We start from the raw sequence: 20,240 nt of genomic DNA on the forward strand, positions 1-20,240 counted from the left end.
GCCTGAAACCTGCCACGCCCGTGGTTTATCGGTCGGTGGGGAGGGTGTCGATGGCGTTTTGGCGGTCGGCTTCGGATGGTTTCGTGTAGCGGCGGGTGGTCTCCAGCCGGGCGTGGCCCATGAGTTCGGCGACGAGCACGACGTCGTGGCCCTCGCGCACGAGGTTGGTTCCGAACGTGTGGCGCAGGATCTGGGTGGTGAAATCGATGTCGGGGCTATCGGTGAAACCGGCGTCGCAGGCCAGATCCCCAAGGATGCCATCGCATCCCTTGACGCTCAGTCGTTCGCCGCGGTAGTTCAAGAAGACCGCGGGGTTGTTGGCCGCGCCCGGCCATGAGGGGCGTTCCTCGTTGATCCACAAGGCCAGGTTCTCCCGCAGCACGGGGTGGACGGGGACTTCCCGGTAGCGGCCGCCCTTGCCGGAACGAACGATCAGCAGGCCCTTGCGGGCCGAGAGGCGCACGTCCCCGAGGTCGAGTGCGGTGATCTCGCTGATCCGCAACCCGGCATAGAACGGGGTGTAGCCGATGGCCCGGTTGCGGGGGTGGGTGCAGCGTTCACAGGTGCGTAGCCAGCGTTTCTGGTTGCGTTCGTCCAAGGCCCTGGGTGCGGTGGAGGGCAGTTCGAGCCGTTTGGCGTTCGGGGTGCCCACGCCGGTGCGGGTGTAGAAGTCGCTCAGGGCCGCCAGATGCGCGTTGATCGTGGCGGGTTTGCGCTTGAGGACTTTCTGAAGGTGGGTGCGCCAGTCCCGGACGGCTCCGTCTCGCGCCGCTGGGTCAAAGAGGGCCGAGCTGTCCACGTCGGCGCCATCGAGCCAGGCGAAGAAGGTACGCACCCGTGAGGCGTAGGCGCGGCGGGAATCGTCATCGAGCGGGGCAGACCCCAGAAGCAGGAGGTATTCGCCCCAGAGTTGTTCCAAATACGGGGCCAACCCGGCCGGGGCACGTCCCCGTCGAGGCTTTTCTTCTGCTTCCGTTGTGATATCTGAAGCTGCCCCGGGGCCTTCCTGTCCCGCAGATTTCGCGATATCTGAAGTCATTGCAGTATTCTACTTCAGATATTCGTTGTTATCTGAAGTTGTTTCGACTTGTGCGCCTCGCTGGTGCCTCCGGTTCCCTGCAGGAGAGGAAGATTCGTGACGTCCGTGGACAGGACCGCCTATCCGAGATTCACCGCTGCGGTATCGGAGCGGCAGTTGGCAGAGTCGTTCACCCCGACCGAGGACGAGAAGGACTGGGCCGGGGCAAAGACACGGGACGAAGCCGGTCGTGCGGTGCTGCTGACGGTGTTGAAGTGCTATCAGCGGTTGGGGTATTTCACGCGGGCCGAGGAGGTTCCCGCGGCCGTTACCGGCCATGTTGGAGCGCTGTTGGGTGTGACGATCGACCTTGCCGGCGCGTCCCGGGCGGAGAGGACCTGGTGGCGCTATCGCGATTATGTCCGCGTCCGCATGGGCGTCGTCTACGATGCCAAACGGGTTCGCCGGATGGCTGCCGGGGCGTTGGAGGCCGCGGTGGTGACCAAAGACCACCCTGCCGACCTGATTAACGTGGCGTTGGAGGAACTGCTCCGTGCCGGCTGCGAGCTGCCCGGGTATTCGACTCTCGACAGCATGGTCGCCAGGATCCGTGCCCGGTACAACACCACGCTGTTCGCCGGGGTTCAAGAGCGGATGGCTTCCGGTGACCGGCTGCGGTTGGAACGATTGCTGCTGGTGGACCCTGTATCGCGGCGCAGCGAATTCGAGACGCTCAAGGCGCCCGCGGGCTCGGCGATGAAGCTGGGGAAATTCAAGGACCGCATCGAGCTCCTGCGCCGGCTCGACGCGGTCGGCGAGACCGGCACCTGGCTCGGCGGCGTCTCGGCGCAGCGGATCTCCCATTTCGCCGGGCAGGCCCGCGCCCTCGATGTCGATGAACTCTCCAGGACCGGGGAGCCCAAGCGGCTGACCCTCATCGCGTGCCTGCTGCATGAGACCCGTATCCGCCTGCGCGACGAGACCGTCGAGATGTTCTGCAAACGCATGGCCCTCGTCCACAAAAAGGGACGCGAGCGGCTCGAGGAACTCAAACTCGCCCACCGCGCCGAGTCGGAGTACCTGCTCGATGTGTTCGGAGAGGTCCTCTCCCTGGCCCATGAGGTGTCCGGGAATGAAGAGACCTCCGAGGGAGGGTTCGACGCAGCCGCGGCGGGGCAGAAACTCTTGGAGACGCTTCAGGCCGCCGGTGGCCTGAAGCGGCTGACAGCCGCACACGAAGCGGTCTCGGCCCACCACGGACGCAACTACTTGCCACTGCTGGAATCGTTCTGCCGGGCTCACCGCGCCGCCCTGTTCGAGCTGTTGGAGGCCCTTGTCCTGGAAGCGACCAGCGCTGATGCCAGCGTGGTGAATGCCGTGAACTTCATTCGTGCCTGCCGCAAACGCACCGGTGAATACGTCCCCGAAACCCTCACGGTTGCCGGCGAAGATGGCACCTTGCGGAAGCTGGCACTCGATCTGGACTCCTTCGCTACCGAGGCGTGGAAGAAGGTCATCCGTGACAAGAAGCACCCCGGGAAACTCGCGCGCCGCCACCTGGAGGTCTGCGTGTTCTCATTCCTCGCCGCGGAACTGCGCTCGGGCGATATCGCAGTGGTCGGCGCCGATTCCTACGCGGGGCTGCACCGGCAGATGATGACTTGGCAGCAGTGCCGCGACCTCGCCGAGGACTTTTGCTCCCAGACCGGCATCCCCGCAACCGGGAGCGGGCTGGTCGAGCACTTCAAGGCGCAGCTGGCCGACACCGCACAGGCCGCCGACGCCGGATACCCGGCCAACACCGACCTCGTCCTGGAAGGCGACCGGCCCTTGCTCAAACGCCGGAAAGGGGCCGACCGGAGGCCATCGGCCATCGCCCTGGAAGCAGCCGTCCATGAGCGCCTGAGCGAACGCGGACTTCTGGACATCATTACCGTCAGCGCCCACCGGCTGGGCTGGCACAAGCATTTCGGACCGGCCTCGGGCTCCGACCCGAAACTGCGCGACGCCTTGGGCCGATACTGCCTCACTGTCTTCACCTACGGCACCCTCCTTGGCCCCGCACAGGTCGCCCGCCACATGGAAGGCGCCGTCAGCGCCCACGAGCTCTACACCGCAGGGAACAAGCACGCCACGGCCGAGAAGATCACCCGTGCCTCGGCCGAGGTCATCAATGCCTTTGCGCATCTGGACGTCGCCTCCGTCTGGGGCGATGGGCGCACCGTCGCAGCCGACGGCACCCAGGTCGATACCTGGGAGAACAACCTGCTGGCCGAGTCCCATATCCGCTACGGGGGATACGGAGGCATCGCCTACCGCCACGTTTCCGACACCTACATCGCGCTGTTCAGCCACTTCATTCCCTGCGGAGTGTGGGAAGCGGTCTACATCATCGAAGGACTGCTGCAAAACGACTCCGAGCTGCAACCCGACACGATCCACGCCGACACGCAAGGACAGTCCCTGCCCGTCTTCGGTCTCGCCGCGCTCCTGGGCTTTGACCTGCTCCCACGCATCCGGGACTGGAAAGACCTCATTCTCTACCGCCCCGACACGACCACCCGCTACACGCACATCGACTCACTGTTCGGTGACACAGCCATCGACTGGGGACTGATCGAGACCCACTGGCCCGACCTGATGCGCACCGTCATTTCCATCCGCGAGGGCCGCCTGTCATCAGTCACCCTTTTACGCAGGCTGGGCAACCACTCCCGCAAGAACCGCCTCTACCGGGCCTTCCGCGAACTCGGGCGCGTCGTGCGCACCATCACGCTGCTCCGCTATCTATCCGACCCCGAACTGCGCGAACAGATCACCGCGATCACCAACCGGGTCGAATCGTTCCACAAATTCAGCGACTGGCTGGCTTTCGGGAACGAAATGATCGGTCACAACGACCCCGAACAGCAGGAAAAGATCATCAAGTTCAACGAGCTGCTGGCCAACATCGTCATCTACTCCACCGCCTGCGACATCACCGCCGCCGCCAACGAGCTCGCAGCCGAAGGCCACACTATCGACACCGAAGACCTGGCCACGATCTCTCCCTATATCACCAGGAGCATCCGCCGCTTCGGAGACTACGTCCTCAACCTCGCCCCGCCGGACCAAGACCCGCAAACGAAACTAGACCTGCAACCAGGGGCACTATTCCCACCCACCAGAATCTAGAACCATGCATTCCCCGCCATGGGGCATGGCAGGTTTCAGGCGTACTTGGGTCCCACCCCACCTGGACGGGTCCTCCGCACGATTGGACATGGACCGCTCCGGCGAGTTCAGCTTCCAATACCGCGGACGGCCGATGGAAACGGTTGGCACCGGGGACTACCTCTGTGGGGGTTGGGAGATCATCGCCCCCGGCGCCGCTGCTTCCCCCGACGTCGTGGCCGTCCTCGTCAAACGGTCCCAGCGGTACAGGGCCGCCCTGGCCGCCCAATGGTTCATCAGCACCTGGGACGTGCACGATGGTGCGCAGCCGGTCAACCTGCGGGCCCTGCTCAAACGCCGCGGCGGCCGGGTCAACAAGCCAGGAGACCAGCCCCCGGGTGTGAGCGCCCGGCTCATGTCCCCGCCGGCCGGCTTCCAAGTGATCTGGCGCGCGGAAGACGACGGGAACCGCCGGCAGGAGTTGCTGGCCCTGGCCATCGCCGCCCGCGAAATGGACCGGACGATCGACAGCTACGCGCGCACCGTGGACTACGACTTCAGCGACACCTTCACCACCAGGCCCGACCTGTACTGGTTCGCTACTCTGCTGCTGGTACCGGCCGCGCAGGCAGCCTTGGCGGGCAACATGGAGTCCGCCGCGCGGATCGGACACGACCTCCAAGTCGACCCGGCCAGAGTTCATGACGCCCATCGGCTCTGGGCGGAGATCGCCACCCCCGAAATCCCCTGGGCGCTCAAAGGAACGCCGTGAGGAACCCTCGGCCGGCAAGCCGCTGCGGGAAACGCAACGGGACTGGCCCTGGCGGCGGTGAGTCGACGTCGGTGCCTGGTTGCTCCTGGCACCGTCCCAGTGCGACCATCACAAGATGACAACCGATAACCGGATCAGCACGGAGTTTCCCCTGACCCCGGGGGCCACCGGTGCCCAGGAGCTAGTGACCCTCTGGTCGGTCCACCATCCCGGGACCGTGCATTATGAGGCGATCGCCGTCCGCTCTCACATCAGCAGCACTGACGGGACCGGCCTCGAAGCTGACACCATGGACCCGGTCACCATTTTGAAAGGTGTTGGTGACGGCACCCATCTTGCGTTCTTCCACGAACAGGCGCTGATGCAGCTGCAGGAGCTCAAAGCCACCGACTACCGGGTCGCCGACCTGTTCGCACCCCAGGACGAGTGGCCATAATCCGGGCAGGCACCGGCTGTGGCATGCCCACCGGGGCGGGTGAAACTTTTCCCCGTGGATTCGAGTCCAGACTGGCTGGATGACAGCCCGCAGCCCGAACAATCCCCCTTCCCTGGGGCGGACCCTTAGTTTTCTCACGACAAGCCCACCGCCACGAACCACCGGCGAACAAGCAGCTCCAGCCGGTGAGACCGAGGCAGTCTTCCGCACACATGGCTGCCATGACCGATTTCATCACGTACCGCGAAACGACCGAATACACGATCGCGCTGCCCCGCGACGACGAAGCGGACGAGATGTACGGCGAGCCCGACCGCCGGGACGTGAAGGTGATCTCCCGTGAGGAGATCGGGCGCCGGCACGAGCCCGACTACACGCTGGGTTGCGACTTGGACGCCGAGATCTACTTCCTCTTGAAAGACGGGGAACGGATCTTTGAATCCCGCAGCCACGACGCCGTCGTCACCCACTGCGCCTCCCTCGGCGAGGATGTCTCCCGCGTCTTCCGGTTCGGGGATCTTGAGCGGGTTTTTGCTGGGCGCAACCCCCGTCCGTGAGGGCGGGGATAGCCCTGTAGGTCAGCTGGGGTATCTGCCGCGTTTGCGGTTCGGGGACTGCTGGTTGCGGATGTATTCGGCGACGGTTTCCAGCGGTGCGCCGCCGCAGGAGACGACGGCGTAGGACGGGGACCAGAAGTGGTCGCCCCACAGCGCCCGGGTGACCTCGGGCCACTGGTGCGCGCGGACGCGCATGGAGGAGATGGTCTTCAGGCTCATCACCAGTTTCGACAGGGCGACCTTGGGCGGGTAGGTCACCAGCAGGTGGGCGTGGTCCTGGTCGGTTTCGAATTCATCCAGGGTGGCCCCGTACCGGGTGCAGACCTCCTCGAACGTGGACTTCAACTCCGCCCCGACCCGGTCCGTCATGACCCTGCGGCGGTATTTCGGCGTCAGGACAAGATGCGCATGAAGTTTATAGACCACATGACGGCCGTTCCTGAAATCATCATCAATCATAGGTTGATTCTAAATCCAGACCACTGTAAAATCAAAGGATGAAGAGAAGCTCCGCAGACTACCGGGTGGCCGTGGTCCCCGTGCGTCTGAACGGGGCCTCCTACACGGCTGCGCATCAGGCCTGCCACCGGGCCGCCGGGCTGTGGAACCACACCCTCGCGACCCTCAGGACCCGGTGGGATGAGGTGAAAACCGACCCCACCACCAAGGAGCTCCGGCACCTGGCCGCAGCCTCGGACCCGGACCTGCAGCGGCTGCACGCCCACACGAAACAGGCCATCGTCGATGACCTGCTCGACGCGGTCGCCACCTCCCGGGCGAACCGTGGTGCCGGGACCCGTGCACCGTGGCGGGAGAAGAATTACCGGCCGCTGTCCTTCACCAAAGGCTACGGGTGGCGCATCACCGGGGACGGGCGGCTGAACCTGTCCCTGGGCCGGAACCTGCCGGGCATCCGCCTGGCCCTGCCGGCCGTCACCGACTCCCGCACCAACCATGGTGTGCCGGCCGCCGACTGGGGCGAAATCCGGCTCTGCTGGGACCGTGACGGACGGTCCTGGTCCCTGCACATCAGCCACCGCACCGCTGCCACCCCCGTGCTGGACCCGGCGAACATCATTGCCATCGACCCCGGCATCATCAACCCCATGACCATCGCCGTGGAAACCCCGGACGCCTACGAGATCACCGTCATCAACGGCCGTGCCGCCCGCGCCATCAAGCACCGCCGCAACAACGCCGTCGCGGACCTGCACCGCCTCATGTCCCGCTGCACCAAAGGCTCCCGGCAATGGCGCCGCTACAACCAGGCCGCCAAACACGCCCGCGCCCACGCGAACAGCTCCCTGCGCAACATCGACCACCAGGTCTCCCGCAAGGCCGCCGACATCGCCATCACCCACAACGCCGGCACGATCGCCGTCGGGGACGTGCGCGGGATCGAGAAAAACACCGCCAAAGCCGAGAAGCGCCGCTTCGGCAAGGACCAGCGCCGCCGCCTCTCCCAATGGTCCCGCGGACGCCAGGACCACTACCTGGCCCACAAAACCGGATCCAAACCGACCTACACGAACGAGTCCCACTCCTCCAAGACCTGCCCCGCGTGCCTTACACGCAACGCCCCCTCCGGGCGCGACTACCGGTGCCATCACTGTGGCTTCACCTGCCACCGCGACGCCGTCGGCGCACTGAACATCCTCATGCGCGCCACACACGGGAAATACACCCCCATCGACCCGGACAAAACCATCCGGGTCCTATATCTCCGAGCCACACCCCTGCGTGCGGCCCTGAGTAAAGCCCGGAACCGGGCCACACCCCGCACAGGGTGTGTAGCTGAAAACACCGTTAGCCACGCTGCAGCCGCAGGCCCCCGGGCCCCGGCAGGAGAACACTCCGTTGCAGCCTAAGCAAAGCGCAGGCTTCAGAAGCCCCGTCCGTAAGGGCGGGGAGGTTCACGACCCGGACAAGTCCTGGGACGTCATCGCCGAGAACAGGGCAGCCGCCACGGCCGTGACGACGGGGCGCAAACGGTGAACATTCCTGCCCAGGCACTCGACGCCGCGAAGGAAGCGATGCGGGAAGTCACCCCGCCGCCCGGCGTGAGCAAAGCGGACTGGCTCGCCGAGCACGGCACCTGGGCACTGTTCGCCGGTGCCATTGCCGCGGCCGCCCCGGCCATCGCGGCCCAGGCACTCACCGACGCCGCCACCGACCTGCAGGACTGCGTCGACGTCATCCGGGTCCGGTCCCATGACGCCGGCATCGACAACAGCGCCCAGGTGAACGCCATGACCACCGATGTGGGGTGGCTCCACCACCGCGCCGACGCAATCCACGTCCCGTCCACGAGAATGAGGAACCCATGAGCTACACCCCGATGCCCGCCCATCTTGACCCGCAACTGCAGGCCGTCGTACGGGAGATCAGCAGCCCCCACGCCGACGCCGGCAACACGGTCTTCGTCATCCGCGAAGCCCTCGCCCAGGCGTACGCCGCCGGCCACAAGGACGCCCACAACCAGGCGGTGGGCCATGGGTGGATCACCGCCGAACTCAAGAAGACCTTCGAAGCCCGTGGGGCCAAAGCACCAACCGCCCTGGACGGCCCCGCCCAGACCCAGCCGGAGGAACCCCGTGCCTGAGCACGTCACTGTTCGCGAAACCATCGAATACACCGTCACGCTCGAAGGCTGGGAGAACGGCGACTTCACCCGCCTGAGCCACGTCAACGCTGAGAGCACCACGACCGTCCTGCGGGAAATCATCGGCCACCACCACGAGCCCGACTATGTGATCGGCCTCGACGCTGACAAGGAGGTGCACATCCTTTATGCCGACCGCCTCGAAGTGTTCAACCACCGCAGCCATGACGCCGTCATCGCCCGCTTCCGGGACCTGACAGGATACGCCGGACGGCTCACCCTCTTCGACGATCTGGTCGATACCGACAAGTCGTGGTTTCCCGAATCGAACCGCCCGGAGCCAACCACCGCATCCTGAAGCCGCTCCACCAAACACACCCGCAGGAGTCGAGCGGCCGGTACGACGGAGGAACTGGCCGGCCTGCCCGACTCCTGCGGGTCGCGCCTCCCAGGCCCGGGCAGCGCAACCGGCACCTCCGCACACATCAGTGGCATGGAAACCTTCTATGGCCACGTGAACACGCTCGAACAATTCTTCTCCTATGGCCCCGACTGCGCGCTCCGGTTTGAGCCGTTCAATGACGCCTATGGCACCGTGCACCCCGACAGCGCCCCGGGCACCGGCAAGTACGACGTCGAGCTCATCCTCAACGACGGCGAATACTTCCAGGTCCAGGACGCCAGCGGCGACGTCAGCAGGCGCCGGGGCGGGAACTTCCTGGACTACCGCGACGCCTACAAGGCGGCCCTCACCTGCGGGGAGTATGGCGGCATCGCCCGCATCACCATCAGAGTCCCGGCCGGCACCGAGAACGTCACCGCCCTGGCCGCCGACGGAACCGCCGTCATCATGGGCCGCGACACGAAATGGCGGAGCGTTTACCTTCCCGAGCGCATCCGGTTCCTCAACCGGCCGGCCACCGACCCGGAAGCCGGCGCTGGTGAGCAGTAGCGTCGGGAAGCACCTCACCGCGCAGCGGCTGGACCAGGCCGAGTTCGCGATCACCGCTGAACGGGACGCCGTCACCGGCGCGGCACCCTCCGCACCGCCTACCCCTCACCCCCTCATATGGAGCACTGACATGCCACCTCGCCTTCAGCCGGTCACCGCAAAAACCGTCGCCCTCCGTCTCGAACTCCACCCCGGCACCATCACCCTCGACACTGTCAAGACCATCTTCGACCAACTGGCCGATGGTGCCGCCGCCGACGGGAACCATGCCCTGCGGCTCGAAGCCCGCGACGCGGCGGCCGCCGTCCAGGACCTCATCGACACCCCGGAGCCCCGCGGGCTGGTCGCCTCCGCCCGGCTGATCGGCGACATCGACACCATGGTCCAGGTGTCCGAGGACCTCCGGATTCTCACCGCCGAAGCCTACGATCTGCTCTATGGGCGCACCGCACAGGCGACAGTGGCGCTGGAAATCCTCATGGCGTTCGCCGCGCAACTGGAAGCCGCCGACCTGGAACTGCGCACCGGAACCCGCGCCGCCTGAACGGGAACCGGCCGGGCATGGCGGCCCGCCGTGCCGCACACATGGCAGGCAACAACGACCCCGGCCACACCGAAGGAGCCCGCCATGTTTGAACGCTTCACCAAGGATGCCCGCCGCATCGTCGTCCTCGCCCAGGAAGAGGCCCGGCTGCTGAGCCACAACTATGTCGGCACCGAACATCTGCTCCTCGCACTCACCAGCGACGCCGGTCCCGCCGGCCAGGCGCTCAAAGCGCAGGGAGTCACCCGGGACAAGGCCCGCTCGCACATCGTCGAACTCATTGGCGAAGGCATGTCCGCCCCGAACGGCCACATTCCGTTCATTGGCGGCACGCGAGCAGTCCTGCAGTCCGCGGGGCGCATCGCCTTGGGGTTCTGGCACAACCATGTCGGCCCCGAACACCTGCTCTTGGCCCTGGTTATCGACGACAGGTCATCGGTGCAGGTTGCCGGACAGGCCATCCTCAACTGCGGTGCCGCACCGGAAACGGTCCAGGTGTGCCTCACATCCCTGATGGCTGCATCGCCCGCACCGGCTCCCGAGCCTGGCTCCGGCTTCGCACTCTCCGCCTGAACGGAAAGGACCCCGCCATGTTTGAGAAGTTCACCCCCGATGCCCGCCGGATCGTCGCCCTCGCCCTGGAAGAAGCGCGCGGACTAAACCATCGCTTCATTCATACTGACCATCTGCTCATCGCCTTGAGCCGCGACGACGGCCTTGCCGGTGAAGCACTCGGCTACCTCTGCATGGGGGCCGCCGCATTGCAGGACCTGGCGACCGGCCGGCTCGGCGGCGGCACCACCGCACCGGCCGGGCACATCCCGTTCTCCGGCCAGGTCTACGCCGTGTTCGAACGCGCCCACGAACTCCACCTCCGGCTCGGCCACCCGGAGGTCGGACCCGAGCACATCCTGCTGGCGATGACGACCTTGGACAACGCCATTGCCCCGGAGATCTACTCGTTTTTCGACACCACCGAGGCACAGCTTCAGGAGAGCGTTGCCCGCCAGATGGTCACCGGCGTCGATTCTTCCGGCCCGGCCGGCCCGTTCAGCTTCCGCGTCCGGGTCGACAGCCACGGCACCGTGCACGGCGGCTCCGCCTCCGCCACCAACTCCCGCAAGGCGGAATTTACCCTGCACCCGGGTGAACTGTTCAGTGTCTCCGAGGACGGCACCATCGACGAGAACGCCCGGTTCCTGGACTACACCGCCGCCGCCCGGGCCGCTGCCGAGAGCTACGGCGAGGTCGTGATCCTCACCTCGCACCGGAAGGACATCGACGCACTCGACCGCCACGGAAACCGCATCAAGGTCGGCGAAGTCACCGTCTGGACCCCCGAGCCCATCCACCAGCGCCTGGTGTTTCTGGACTAGGCTGCGCCTGCCCGCCACGCTTCGGTGAGGGGGCCGGCACGGTCCGCACACATGGGGGACATGAGCCACACACCCGACCCCCGCGCCGATGATGTTTCCACCACCGACTACTGCAAGCTCTTGCCCCGCCAGCGCTACACCCACGAGGCACGGGGCCAGATCCTGCTGCTGCCCTCCAGCGGCCTTGTCGTCGTCCCGTTCACGGAGCACACCGGGGGCTGGGACGTCGTCGTCATCGACGGCCACGGCAGCTACCCGGTCGGCGGCCACCATCTCTGCGTCGGCGACGCCGAAATCGAAACCGCCATCGAACTCGCGCTCGGCGAGCCGGTCCCGACCCGTTTCGTTCACAACCGCGTCGAGGCCGAGGCCCTCCCGGACGGCACGGCCATCCTCACCCGCGACGGGGGTTCGCTCCGCAAAAGCTCCGACGAGGCAGGCACGCTCTGGACCGGGTTCCTGAAAGCCCCGGTCCGCACCGCCGACCTCCACGAGGCCCTGTTCCCCGCGACGGTCCGCGGCCCCGTCCAGACGAAGGAGTCCTCCCACGTTTGAGAAGTTTCAACGCCCCCGCACGCAGCGCCCTGGTCCTGGCCAGGGACAGCGCCGCCGACCACGGCCAACATCATATCGTCGCCGGCCATTCCGGAATCCGCTCGACCTCGACGCGCGGCTCGTCCTTGAACAGGCGGCCATTCCCGAACCGGTGGATGCCTGACCTGCGCCCGGCTCCCCGGCGATAGCCGACTCCACGAACACCCTTTCCCGCGCCGCCGTCAGGTGGTGCGGCGTGTGGGGGCCGGCAGTAGCCGCAGACCCGGGCCGGAAAGTTTGGGCGGGAACGGTTGGAGGGCCATATTAAGAGAAGGACTCGGGGCTTCGCCCCTCGCCCTTCGCGTATCCCGTCTCGTTCCCCGGACCGCCACCGTCATGGTTCCCCCGTCTCGTGGCTCCGTGGTGTTGTCGTGGCTGCGCCAGTGCTCGCGCGCTGCGCGCGCTGCGCGGCATGTTTCTCGCCGCGGCTGCTTGGTGTCTTTCGTTGCGGCCGTGCGGGGTCGCTGCGCTCCCCTTTGCCGTGCTGCGCACGGCCGGTGCGTTGCCGTCACGGTCTCGTGTTGTGGCCCGTGTTGTTGTTCGTGCCGCTGCGCGGCGGGCTCGTCTCTGTCTGCCTCATCAGCACTGTCTGCCTCGCCGTCTTCTGCATCGTCGGCTGCGCCGGCTGCCGGTTCGTCCCCGTCGTGTTGGCCATCATGCTGCCCGCCGTGGTGTCCGGCGGGCGGGCCCGCCCCGGTCCCCGTCCTGGTTTCCGCCGCGGTGACCGAAATGTTTCACGGGGGCTGCGCCCCGGGCCGGTGCCAGATACCTGGGGTGGTTTCCTTCTGCCGGTGGGGCCTGCCGGCGGCCGGTGGCCGCTGATGCCCGTCACGGGGGACGCTGCGGTTCACGACCCGGTGCACGGGGGCTGCGCCCCGGGGCGAAGCCCCCGCCATGGTTCACGATCCGGGGAACGGTGCGGGCACCGGTGTGGGGGACGACACGGCGGACCGGACACCAAGACGGTCCCCCGACACGGCACCCGGGGCGAGAAACGGAACGGCACACCCGGGTGCGCAGCACCGCCGCCGGCAGGCCCCACCCAACATCCACCCACGCACCACCACCAGCCACCCAAGCCACCCGCGCGCAGCGCACCCCCGGCCACCGGCACCAAGGGACACCCACAAGACATGGATCAGAGGCACCCGCCGCCGTCCGCAGGACATTAAAGGCCCGCGGCAGGCGACACCCGAGGCACCAAAAATGGGCAACGCAACCACCCCCTGCATCCTGGGTGAGCCATTTCCTAGACGCCGTCATTTTGCCGTGCAGCCGCACACAGAACAAGTGTCAGCAGAACACCACCGGCAACACCATCAACCATCCCTGCAGGGTGACCAGTCCACTCCAACCTGCCCGCGTCAATACATCACATTTATAGGCCAGAAGCGGGCGCGGGGTTCCCGGACGGGTTTCGGGCGATTCGGGGATTTCTGCAGCGAGCCAGGATCTGTAAAAACCCCCAAATCCGCCTACCCGGGTCTGTATGGCCATCATCAATGAAACTACGCATGTTCCAGGGTATGGAACAGCGCATCTTCAGGCTTTCACGGGCCGGCGGCATCGACACAAACCCCACAACCTTCACTCAGCGTGCCGGAACTTTCGCGTCCGCTGCCACCAACTCCGGCCAGGCCACGCTGCTGACCCGGCGGGAGAAGACCGGACTCAACGGATACCTGATCCTGCCGGCCACCTCGCTTGGAACGAACGCGCCGCTGCACCTGGCCCACACGGTCGGCGCCCGCGCCGAAGAAGCCGAGCTGCCGACCGACCTGGGCGACACCGAGGCGATCGGGTCATTGACCTACAAGCCGTCCCCGGCGCTGCGGGAGACACAGTCCGGCATTGATCCGACCGAACTTCCGCGCCTGCTGGCTAACGCGTTGCCGGAAGGCTCCTGGGTTGCTGTCACGATGCGCAAGCCCTCCAACAAGGAGCGGAAGTTCTACACCCCGTGGCTGGGAAACCGGCTCGGCACCGCTGTCCCGACGCACCACTCCACCTCCCCGACGGCGGTCCTTGTCTCCATCGCCGCGGGCGGCAACTCCCGCGAGGAAGTGACGTCGCTGCTCTCCCAGGTCACCGCCGGTCTGCCCGGTTTCGACCTGGATTCCGGAGTCCGGTTTGCCCCGAAGCGGCACGCCCTGTTCCTCGGCCTGCCGATCGGTTTGGTCCTGGCCGCCGCGACTCTGTTCGGCCTCCCGCAGGTCCCGGCAGCGTACGCCGCCTACATCCCGGCAGGAATCGCCCCGCTCCTGTATGCGATCTCCGGTGTGGCCGCCACCCTCGGCCTCGCCGCCCTGACCGGCCGCATCTCCTCCCCGGACACGAAACTTCGCAACCGCCTCGCCGCGGCGGCGTTCCCGTCGCCGGCGGCACGGCGCGGACGGCCCCGCCCGCCCCGGAAGGAACGCACCATCAAGGGATCCCGAATGGTTGGCGGCGAGAAAGTCCCATACGAGAAGTTCGTGCCGGCCTCCGACGGGGACTACCCCCTGGCACCGGAGACGTTCATGGTCGGACCCAACGTTGTCGTCGGCATGGTCTCCCCGCACGCCGGAGCCGTCTCCGGTGTCGCCGCGACCCGGGCCCGCTCCACACCGCCGGCGATGCTGCAGCCGATCGGCCCGATGCTGGGCACGAACGACGACGGCTCGGCCCACCTCTCCGCCGACGCGATGCGCTTTTCCGTGGCCATCGTCGGCAAGCCCGGAAGTGGAAAAGCCGAAAGCCTCGACGCCAGGTTCCCCGTCCCGGTATCGGACAAGTTCCCGACCGGGTGGGCTCTCAACCGCGAACTCGTCGTCGGCGATCAGGTCTTCAGTACCGGAGGTGGTGTCACCAACGTTGCAGGGTTCTCCGAACCTTTTGACGGTGACATGTTTGAGGTCCGTTTCAGTGACGGCCAGAAAGTCAGGACCGACGCAGGACACCTCTGGGCCGTTTCGTCACGCACCACCCGACGCCGCGACGGGTCCGGTGTGCTGACAGGAAAGATGGCTGAGGTCGACCGCCGTGCGGAAGAGGAAGCCAAGAGACTTCGCGGCATCGCAGAGCAAATAGAGCCTGGAACCATGGCTGCAGGGAACGACATGGCACGAGTCAGCGGCATCGGGGCCGGAGTGCTCCTTCGGTTCGTCAGGAAAGCCGGTATCGATTCGGTCAGGGCGCAGGTGGCGGTTCGTCCGGAGGGTCCGACGAACGCCAGAAGGGCGCGCGTAAGGTTTGATGCGGTGTCGGCCAAGAAGGCGTTGCTGGACCTTTCAGCGAAGAAGACCTCAACCGTCGGCCGTATTGGCGTCGCATCGTTCACCCCGCGCCATGGACATCTCATGACGGCCCGCGAAGTCCTGGTCGCCTGCGGCGCGGCTGCACCGAGGACTGCCGACGTCTCCCAGATGAACGAGCGACTCAAGACCGCCGGCGTTCCCCGGGTCCGCGATTCGCACAACGTGCTGCTTCCGACCAAGGCCACCTTCAAGACGCTCGAGGTCTACCCACTCCGGGAGGTCCTCATCCGTTATGCCGACCACATCGAAGCCGGCAAAGAGCGCGCAGCACGCGTCCAGCTACGAACCACTGCCGAACTTGCCGCCGCTGTCCGGGTGTCCGCGGAAAACGCGGTGAACTGGGCCATCGACCTGGCCGCCCCCGTGGAAGGCCAAGAGATTGACGCCGTACTCGACCCTTACGTTCTCGGCGCCTGGCTCGGAGACGGGAACACAAACGGGCCTGCCATCACTTGCTTTGACCAACCGATCCTCGACGAAATCGCCGCCGCCGGCTTCGAACTGCGTCCACGTAAGGCACCGGGGCTCTACGGGTTCATTGGAGCCATCGAAAAGTTCCGGGCCCTGGGCTTGATCAACAACAAGCACATTCCGAGCCCCTATCTCCGTTCGTCCTTCACCCAGCGCCTCGCTGTGCTGCAGGGCCTGATGGACACCGACGGCACCGTGGGCGCGAACGGCACCTGCGAGCTCACACTGTGCCACGAGCGGCTTGCCGCTGACGCGCTGGAACTCATCAGGTCCCTCGGTATCAAGTGCAAGAGCACACCATCTGACGCCAGCTACGTCGACAAGCACGGCAACAGGAAGGTCACCTCCACAAGGCACCGGATGCACTTCACCACGTCGCTGCCCGTCTTCAGGCTGCCACGGAAACTGGACCGTCTTCCGGCCGAGACCAGGTCCACTCAGGGTCTTCTGTACATTGAGTCCATCGAGCGGGTCGAGTCCGAGCAGGTTCGCTGCATTTCCGTGGACGCTGCCGACGGGATGTACCTGACCCATGGCTTCATCCCCACCCACAACTCGCTCCTGGTCCGTTCCCTGTTCGGCTGGCACTGCCTGGAGCGGGTCAACCCGTCCGGCAAGCCCGGCTACCCCGGCACGCACAACACCCTGATCGCGTTCGAGTCCAAAGGAGACGGGGTGGCCAAGTACATCCACTGGGCGCACACCCTCGGGGACAAGGTGCTCGCCATTGACGTCGCCGACGCCCGCACCCCGGCCATCGACCTGTTCGCCGTTCCGGGCGACAACGCGGCCAAGGCCGTCTTCTTCACCAACGCGCTCAAGTACACGTTCGGCGCCGACGCGATCGGCCCCCGGTCCTTCCCGACGATCGTCGCCATCCTCACCGCGGCAATGTCCGTGGACGAACGCGTCATCGACTCCATCGAAGACCGGGACGACCGGATCCTCAAGCACGGCATGTCCCCGCTGTACTACGCCTACCAGCTGCTCGCCGGAACCTCCGACAAGATCGCCGTCCAGCTGGCCCTGGCCATCAAGTCGCTCGGCATCAAGCTGCGCGAACGCGGCGAACCGGACGAGACACTCGAACAGGCGTACATCGCCATCTCCTCCCTCTTCGAAGACCGCACCGAGTCCGCGCGCCGGCCGTTCCTTGAACCGCCCCGGAACAAGTTCGAACAGCTCCTGATCCTGGAGGACTGGTGGACCCCCTCACGCAAGAAGGTCAGCTGGACGGACATCATCGAAGGCCACCGCTCCGTCGTCATCAACACCGGCTCCTCCCCGTCCGGCATCCTTCTGGATGACGAACAGAACCAGCAGATCTCCTCACTGTTGATGTACTCGCTGCAGAACGCGCTCAAGCGCACCTGCTCCGGCTGGCTGGAACAGGACCGGTCCGTGTCGATCTTCGCTGACGAGCTCTCCCTCCTCGCCGGCACCTCCCCGGAGGTGGTCGCCTGGATCCGTGACCAGGGCCGGTCCTACGGCATCCGGGCAATGCTCGCCACGCAGCGGCCGGAACAGCTCGGCCCCGCACTGCGCAACAACTTCCTCACCTACGCGACCCTGATTTCGTTCGCCCAGACGGACGTCACCACCGCCGGTGAGGTCGCCGCAAACGTCGGTTCCAACGGCGAATGGACAACCGAGGACATCCAGCACCTCGAGCCGTACCATGTCGTCGTCCGCTCCGAAGTGGACCAGCGCCGGCAGTCCGCGTTCATCGTCAAGCTCCCCAACTTCGAAGCCGACGTCCTCTCCTACGCCACCGCGCAGGCCTACACCCACAAACCAGCAGGAGCCTACCCGTGGTAACCGTTGCACCCGAACGCCGCATCGTCAAAGACGGCATCCACGCCGAGATCATGCCGTCCGCTAACCCGGACGATGACCTGGCCATGCACCACCGGGCCGACCCGTACTGGGACAGGCTCTGGGCACCAGGGTCCCAGGCCAACTGGATCACCGGCTCGATCTCGCGGCACCACAAAAAGGAGGGGCTCAGCAAGGGCAATGCCAAGCTGAGCCTGGATCCCGATGAGGCGCTGCGCATCCTGACATCCAACCGGGGACGCACCGGCCGCCTTGCGGCGTGGGGTGTCCTAGACTCCTGGCGCACAGTGTCATCGGAGCAGCTCGCTGCCTTCACCGGTTGCCGGTACCTTCTGGATCCGAACTACTCGACCCTTGCCGCGTCCTTCGCGCTGGACATCATCGACATCGGTACCTACCCGAACAAAACCAGGCCCAGCCCCGGCATGAACCGCAACGTCGTCTACCGGACCTCCAACTCGGATTCCTTCACAAAGATCATCGAGCCGACCCTCACCGGCCCGGAGTGGTTGAGCGTCACCGCCGGCCACCCCTGGTCCACCGGAGGCCAGTACGACCGGCACAATATTCTTGCCACCGAACTGGGGCTGAGGGTCAGTGAGTATCTGGACGTCGGTGCCGTCCTGGGCGAAAAGCTCTCCTCGATTGACCTGCTCGCAGGCGCGGGGCTCGGTAAAAAACTGGCTCGGACAGACAGCCGGCGCGCCGACGGGACGATCGTCCGCACTGACGGGATGCGCATTGTGTTCGAGTTGACAGCCACCGCCTCGGCGGCTTTCGAGAACAAGGTCCGCCGCTGGGCGCAGGTGCTTTCGGAGCGGCCACTGGAAACATCGGGACTGACCGTGGTGTTCATCGCGGCCCCGCACCCTGACCGTCCGCGGCACACGAGCACGGACCCGCGGCACGAAATCTACCGCAAGATGGCAACCGTCCTTCGCGAATTCCCCGGCCGCGGCCAGGACTCACCAGCAGCCCGGATGGGGGTCGCCCACTGGGAGTCATGGTTCCCGGACCGGCATCTGATGAGCGAAGAATTCTTCGACCTGCGCGCCGACTTTGCGATCAACGATGCGACCGGGCCGGACCGGTGGGCGCCACGGGATCTGCTGGGCGACTACCCCTTCACGCCGTGGCACACCTTCGATGCGACCGCGGTGCTGGAGAACTCGAAGCTGCTCGCCGCCACCCCGCACTGGATGCGCAAGGGCGATCACACGGCAATGATCGGCTCCCCCATGGACCGCGCCGGCGTCGAGGTCCCGCACCCGGCACCGGCCAAACCGCACCTCTGCAAGGGCCGTCCGCTCGGTGGCGCGGTCGGCAACGGCGGCGACGCAAAACTTCCGGCCCGGCTCCGCATCGAATGGTAGCTAGGCGGGAGAGCCCGCCTGACACAATCGAGCGGATTCAGCATGGTGCTTGACCTCTGACTCGAATTGCAGGACTCTCATCCCAGCACAACGTTGTGTACGGTCTGCCTGCCTGGAGCTGACATCAAGCCTTGGGGAGCCGCATGAATTGCCCGAATTACCAAACACCCAACGACCGGAGCGCCACGTCGTGCAGCACCTGCGGCACGACCGTCAAAGCGTCACCCTCCAGCAGCCACGCACCCTCCGCGGGTTCGCGCCCGGACGGGCGGATGACCATCGCGGAGCGCCGGGCCGCCGGCGTCGCCACCACTACGGCCATGTTTCCCGCAAACGATCACACGGCCCTTGCGGCATACGATGTACCGGCGGCGTGGCGGGCCCAGACGCCCGGCCCCCGCACCAACTCCTTCGCCGTCACATCCATGATCCTGGGACTCATCGGCATGTGCGTCCTGGCCATCGTCTTCGGCCACCTCGCCAGGGCACAGATCAGACGCACGGGTGAACAAGGACAAGGCATGGCCAACATCGGGCTCATCTTCGGTTACATCGGGGCGGCGCTCCTTCTCATGGTCATCATCTGGACGTGGGTCGGGGTTGCCGTGTTCAAAGGACACTGGCTCCGGCCGCGGCCCAAATTCCACAGCGCTCTGCTTCGTGTGCCGGGCCTTTGCACCTGCACGCCTGATACCTCATCCCTATGGACCGTGCCGGTGCATATGTCCCACCTGTCCAGGGCCGGCAGTCGGTAACGGCGGCGACGCAGGCTCCTCAGCTAAAATCTCCCGTTGACAGCGCATATGCGATGTCTCTAGGAGTGCTGATCGGGTGGCCGACACTCCCGTCTCTCTTCACGATTTTCATCTCCAGTCGACAACTATTCGAGCCCCCCGCGCTGCTAAAAATGGCTTGTCCTCTGAAATGAATGCCCTCAAGTGTCAGGTCGATGTTGTAGACCATTTGGGTACCGTTCCATCCGTCGCTCGGAGTGTACGGACCATCACGCGTCGTGTAGACGGGATCCTCTTCTGGGCCAATGCCGGTGCTCCACTTTTTGACAGAATCAGGAACTCGCGCACGCGTTTCTGCGATGAATTTGCGTTTGTATTCTTCGACTCTCCGTCTGTCTTCACTGACAAGTTTCTCGGCGTCCTCACGCAACCCCATGTCTCCTCCTCAGCCGGCCAATCCCCAACCTTTACCCGTAGCCTCGCTCCCGGTCAAGGGGGCACCGGTGACCGCATTGCCTACGCATGT

Annotated in this window: 20 protein-coding genes; 16 read left to right on the forward strand and 4 right to left on the reverse strand. The window is 65.8% G+C overall.

What is annotated here, in order from left to right:
* Positions 1-25: 25 nt before the first annotated feature.
* Entirely contained in the window at positions 26-919 is an 894-nt protein-coding gene (locus ACQCSX_RS21890; RefSeq protein WP_427019246.1) for a tyrosine-type recombinase/integrase, read from the reverse strand.
* 216 nt (positions 920-1,135) lie between these two features.
* Here ACQCSX_RS21890 and ACQCSX_RS21895 point away from each other — a divergent pair, with 216 nt between their 5' ends.
* From ACQCSX_RS21895 to ACQCSX_RS21910, 4 genes are all read left to right on the forward strand, one after another.
* Positions 1,136-4,192: a Tn3 family transposase gene (locus tag ACQCSX_RS21895; RefSeq protein ID WP_427019348.1), complete on the forward strand. Its 3,057-nt coding sequence runs from the start codon at positions 1,136-1,138 to the stop codon at positions 4,190-4,192.
* 88 nt (positions 4,193-4,280) lie between these two features.
* A complete protein-coding gene (locus tag ACQCSX_RS21900) occupies positions 4,281-4,943 on the forward strand; it encodes a hypothetical protein (protein WP_427019349.1) in 663 nt (220 codons plus the stop codon).
* A gap of 115 nt (positions 4,944-5,058) precedes the next feature.
* The gene (locus ACQCSX_RS21905; protein WP_427019350.1) at positions 5,059-5,379 is read left to right on the forward strand and encodes a hypothetical protein; all 321 of its coding nucleotides are present in this window, start codon (positions 5,059-5,061) and stop codon (positions 5,377-5,379) included.
* Between the two features lie 221 nt (positions 5,380-5,600).
* The gene (locus ACQCSX_RS21910) at positions 5,601-5,936 is read left to right on the forward strand and encodes a hypothetical protein (RefSeq protein ID WP_427019351.1); all 336 of its coding nucleotides are present in this window, start codon (positions 5,601-5,603) and stop codon (positions 5,934-5,936) included.
* 21 nt (positions 5,937-5,957) lie between these two features.
* Here the strand turns inward: ACQCSX_RS21910 and tnpA are convergent, their stop codons facing one another.
* A complete protein-coding gene (gene tnpA, locus ACQCSX_RS21915) occupies positions 5,958-6,395 on the reverse strand; it encodes an IS200/IS605 family transposase (protein ID WP_427019299.1) in 438 nt (145 codons plus the stop codon).
* 38 nt (positions 6,396-6,433) lie between these two features.
* Between tnpA and ACQCSX_RS21920 the strand changes: the two genes are divergently transcribed.
* The 11 genes from ACQCSX_RS21920 to ACQCSX_RS21970 all read left to right on the forward strand — a co-directional run bounded on the left by ACQCSX_RS21920 (position 6,434) and on the right by ACQCSX_RS21970 (position 18,980).
* A complete protein-coding gene (locus ACQCSX_RS21920; RefSeq protein ID WP_427019352.1) occupies positions 6,434-7,804 on the forward strand; it encodes an RNA-guided endonuclease InsQ/TnpB family protein in 1,371 nt (456 codons plus the stop codon).
* 123 nt (positions 7,805-7,927) lie between these two features.
* Positions 7,928-8,263: a hypothetical protein gene (locus ACQCSX_RS21925; protein WP_427019353.1), complete on the forward strand. Its 336-nt coding sequence runs from the start codon at positions 7,928-7,930 to the stop codon at positions 8,261-8,263.
* A complete protein-coding gene (locus tag ACQCSX_RS21930) occupies positions 8,260-8,538 on the forward strand; it encodes a hypothetical protein (RefSeq protein ID WP_427019354.1) in 279 nt (92 codons plus the stop codon). Before ACQCSX_RS21925 ends, ACQCSX_RS21930 begins: the two co-directional genes overlap by 4 nt.
* A complete protein-coding gene (locus tag ACQCSX_RS21935; protein WP_427019355.1) occupies positions 8,531-8,896 on the forward strand; it encodes a hypothetical protein in 366 nt (121 codons plus the stop codon). Before ACQCSX_RS21930 ends, ACQCSX_RS21935 begins: the two co-directional genes overlap by 8 nt.
* Positions 8,897-9,031: 135 nt before the next feature.
* Positions 9,032-9,490 (forward strand): hypothetical protein, encoded by a 459-nt coding sequence (locus ACQCSX_RS21940; RefSeq protein WP_427019356.1) that lies wholly within the window; start codon positions 9,032-9,034, stop codon positions 9,488-9,490.
* Positions 9,491-9,620: 130 nt separating this feature from the next.
* Complete coding sequence (locus ACQCSX_RS21945) at positions 9,621-10,034, forward strand: hypothetical protein (protein ID WP_427019357.1); 414 nt, start codon at positions 9,621-9,623, stop codon at positions 10,032-10,034.
* Between the two features lie 84 nt (positions 10,035-10,118).
* Positions 10,119-10,607, forward strand: a complete 489-nt coding sequence (locus ACQCSX_RS21950) for a Clp protease N-terminal domain-containing protein (RefSeq protein WP_427019358.1) — start codon at positions 10,119-10,121, stop codon at positions 10,605-10,607.
* 17 nt (positions 10,608-10,624) lie between these two features.
* Positions 10,625-11,410: a Clp protease N-terminal domain-containing protein gene (locus tag ACQCSX_RS21955; RefSeq protein WP_427019359.1), complete on the forward strand. Its 786-nt coding sequence runs from the start codon at positions 10,625-10,627 to the stop codon at positions 11,408-11,410.
* 60 nt (positions 11,411-11,470) lie between these two features.
* Positions 11,471-11,965 carry a hypothetical protein gene (locus ACQCSX_RS21960; RefSeq protein ID WP_427019360.1) on the forward strand — a complete coding sequence of 165 codons (495 nt, stop codon included), beginning with the start codon at positions 11,471-11,473 and terminating at the stop codon, positions 11,963-11,965.
* Positions 11,966-13,530: 1,565 nt separating this feature from the next.
* Entirely contained in the window at positions 13,531-17,589 is a 4,059-nt protein-coding gene (locus ACQCSX_RS21965; RefSeq protein WP_427019361.1) for a hypothetical protein, read from the forward strand.
* The gene (locus ACQCSX_RS21970) at positions 17,583-18,980 is read left to right on the forward strand and encodes a hypothetical protein (protein ID WP_427019362.1); all 1,398 of its coding nucleotides are present in this window, start codon (positions 17,583-17,585) and stop codon (positions 18,978-18,980) included. The genes ACQCSX_RS21965 and ACQCSX_RS21970 overlap by 7 nt, the downstream gene beginning before the upstream one ends.
* Before the next feature lie 157 nt (positions 18,981-19,137).
* On the opposite strand, the gene ACQCSX_RS21975 is transcribed toward ACQCSX_RS21970, so the two are convergent.
* Positions 19,138-19,293, reverse strand: a complete 156-nt coding sequence (locus ACQCSX_RS21975; RefSeq protein ID WP_427019363.1) for a hypothetical protein — start codon at positions 19,291-19,293, stop codon at positions 19,138-19,140.
* A gap of 112 nt (positions 19,294-19,405) precedes the next feature.
* On the opposite strand from ACQCSX_RS21975, the gene ACQCSX_RS21980 reads away from it, so the two are divergent.
* A complete protein-coding gene (locus ACQCSX_RS21980) occupies positions 19,406-19,735 on the forward strand; it encodes a DUF4190 domain-containing protein (protein ID WP_427019364.1) in 330 nt (109 codons plus the stop codon).
* A gap of 19 nt (positions 19,736-19,754) precedes the next feature.
* Here the strand turns inward: ACQCSX_RS21980 and ACQCSX_RS21985 are convergent, their stop codons facing one another.
* Positions 19,755-20,150, reverse strand: coding sequence for a hypothetical protein (locus ACQCSX_RS21985; RefSeq protein ID WP_427019365.1), 396 nt, complete (start codon positions 20,148-20,150; stop codon positions 19,755-19,757).
* Between the last annotated feature and the right edge of the window lie 90 nt (positions 20,151-20,240).

This window comes from Pseudarthrobacter sp. P1, from assembly GCF_050156935.1.
In the GTDB taxonomy this organism is placed as follows: domain Bacteria; phylum Actinomycetota; class Actinomycetes; order Actinomycetales; family Micrococcaceae; genus Specibacter.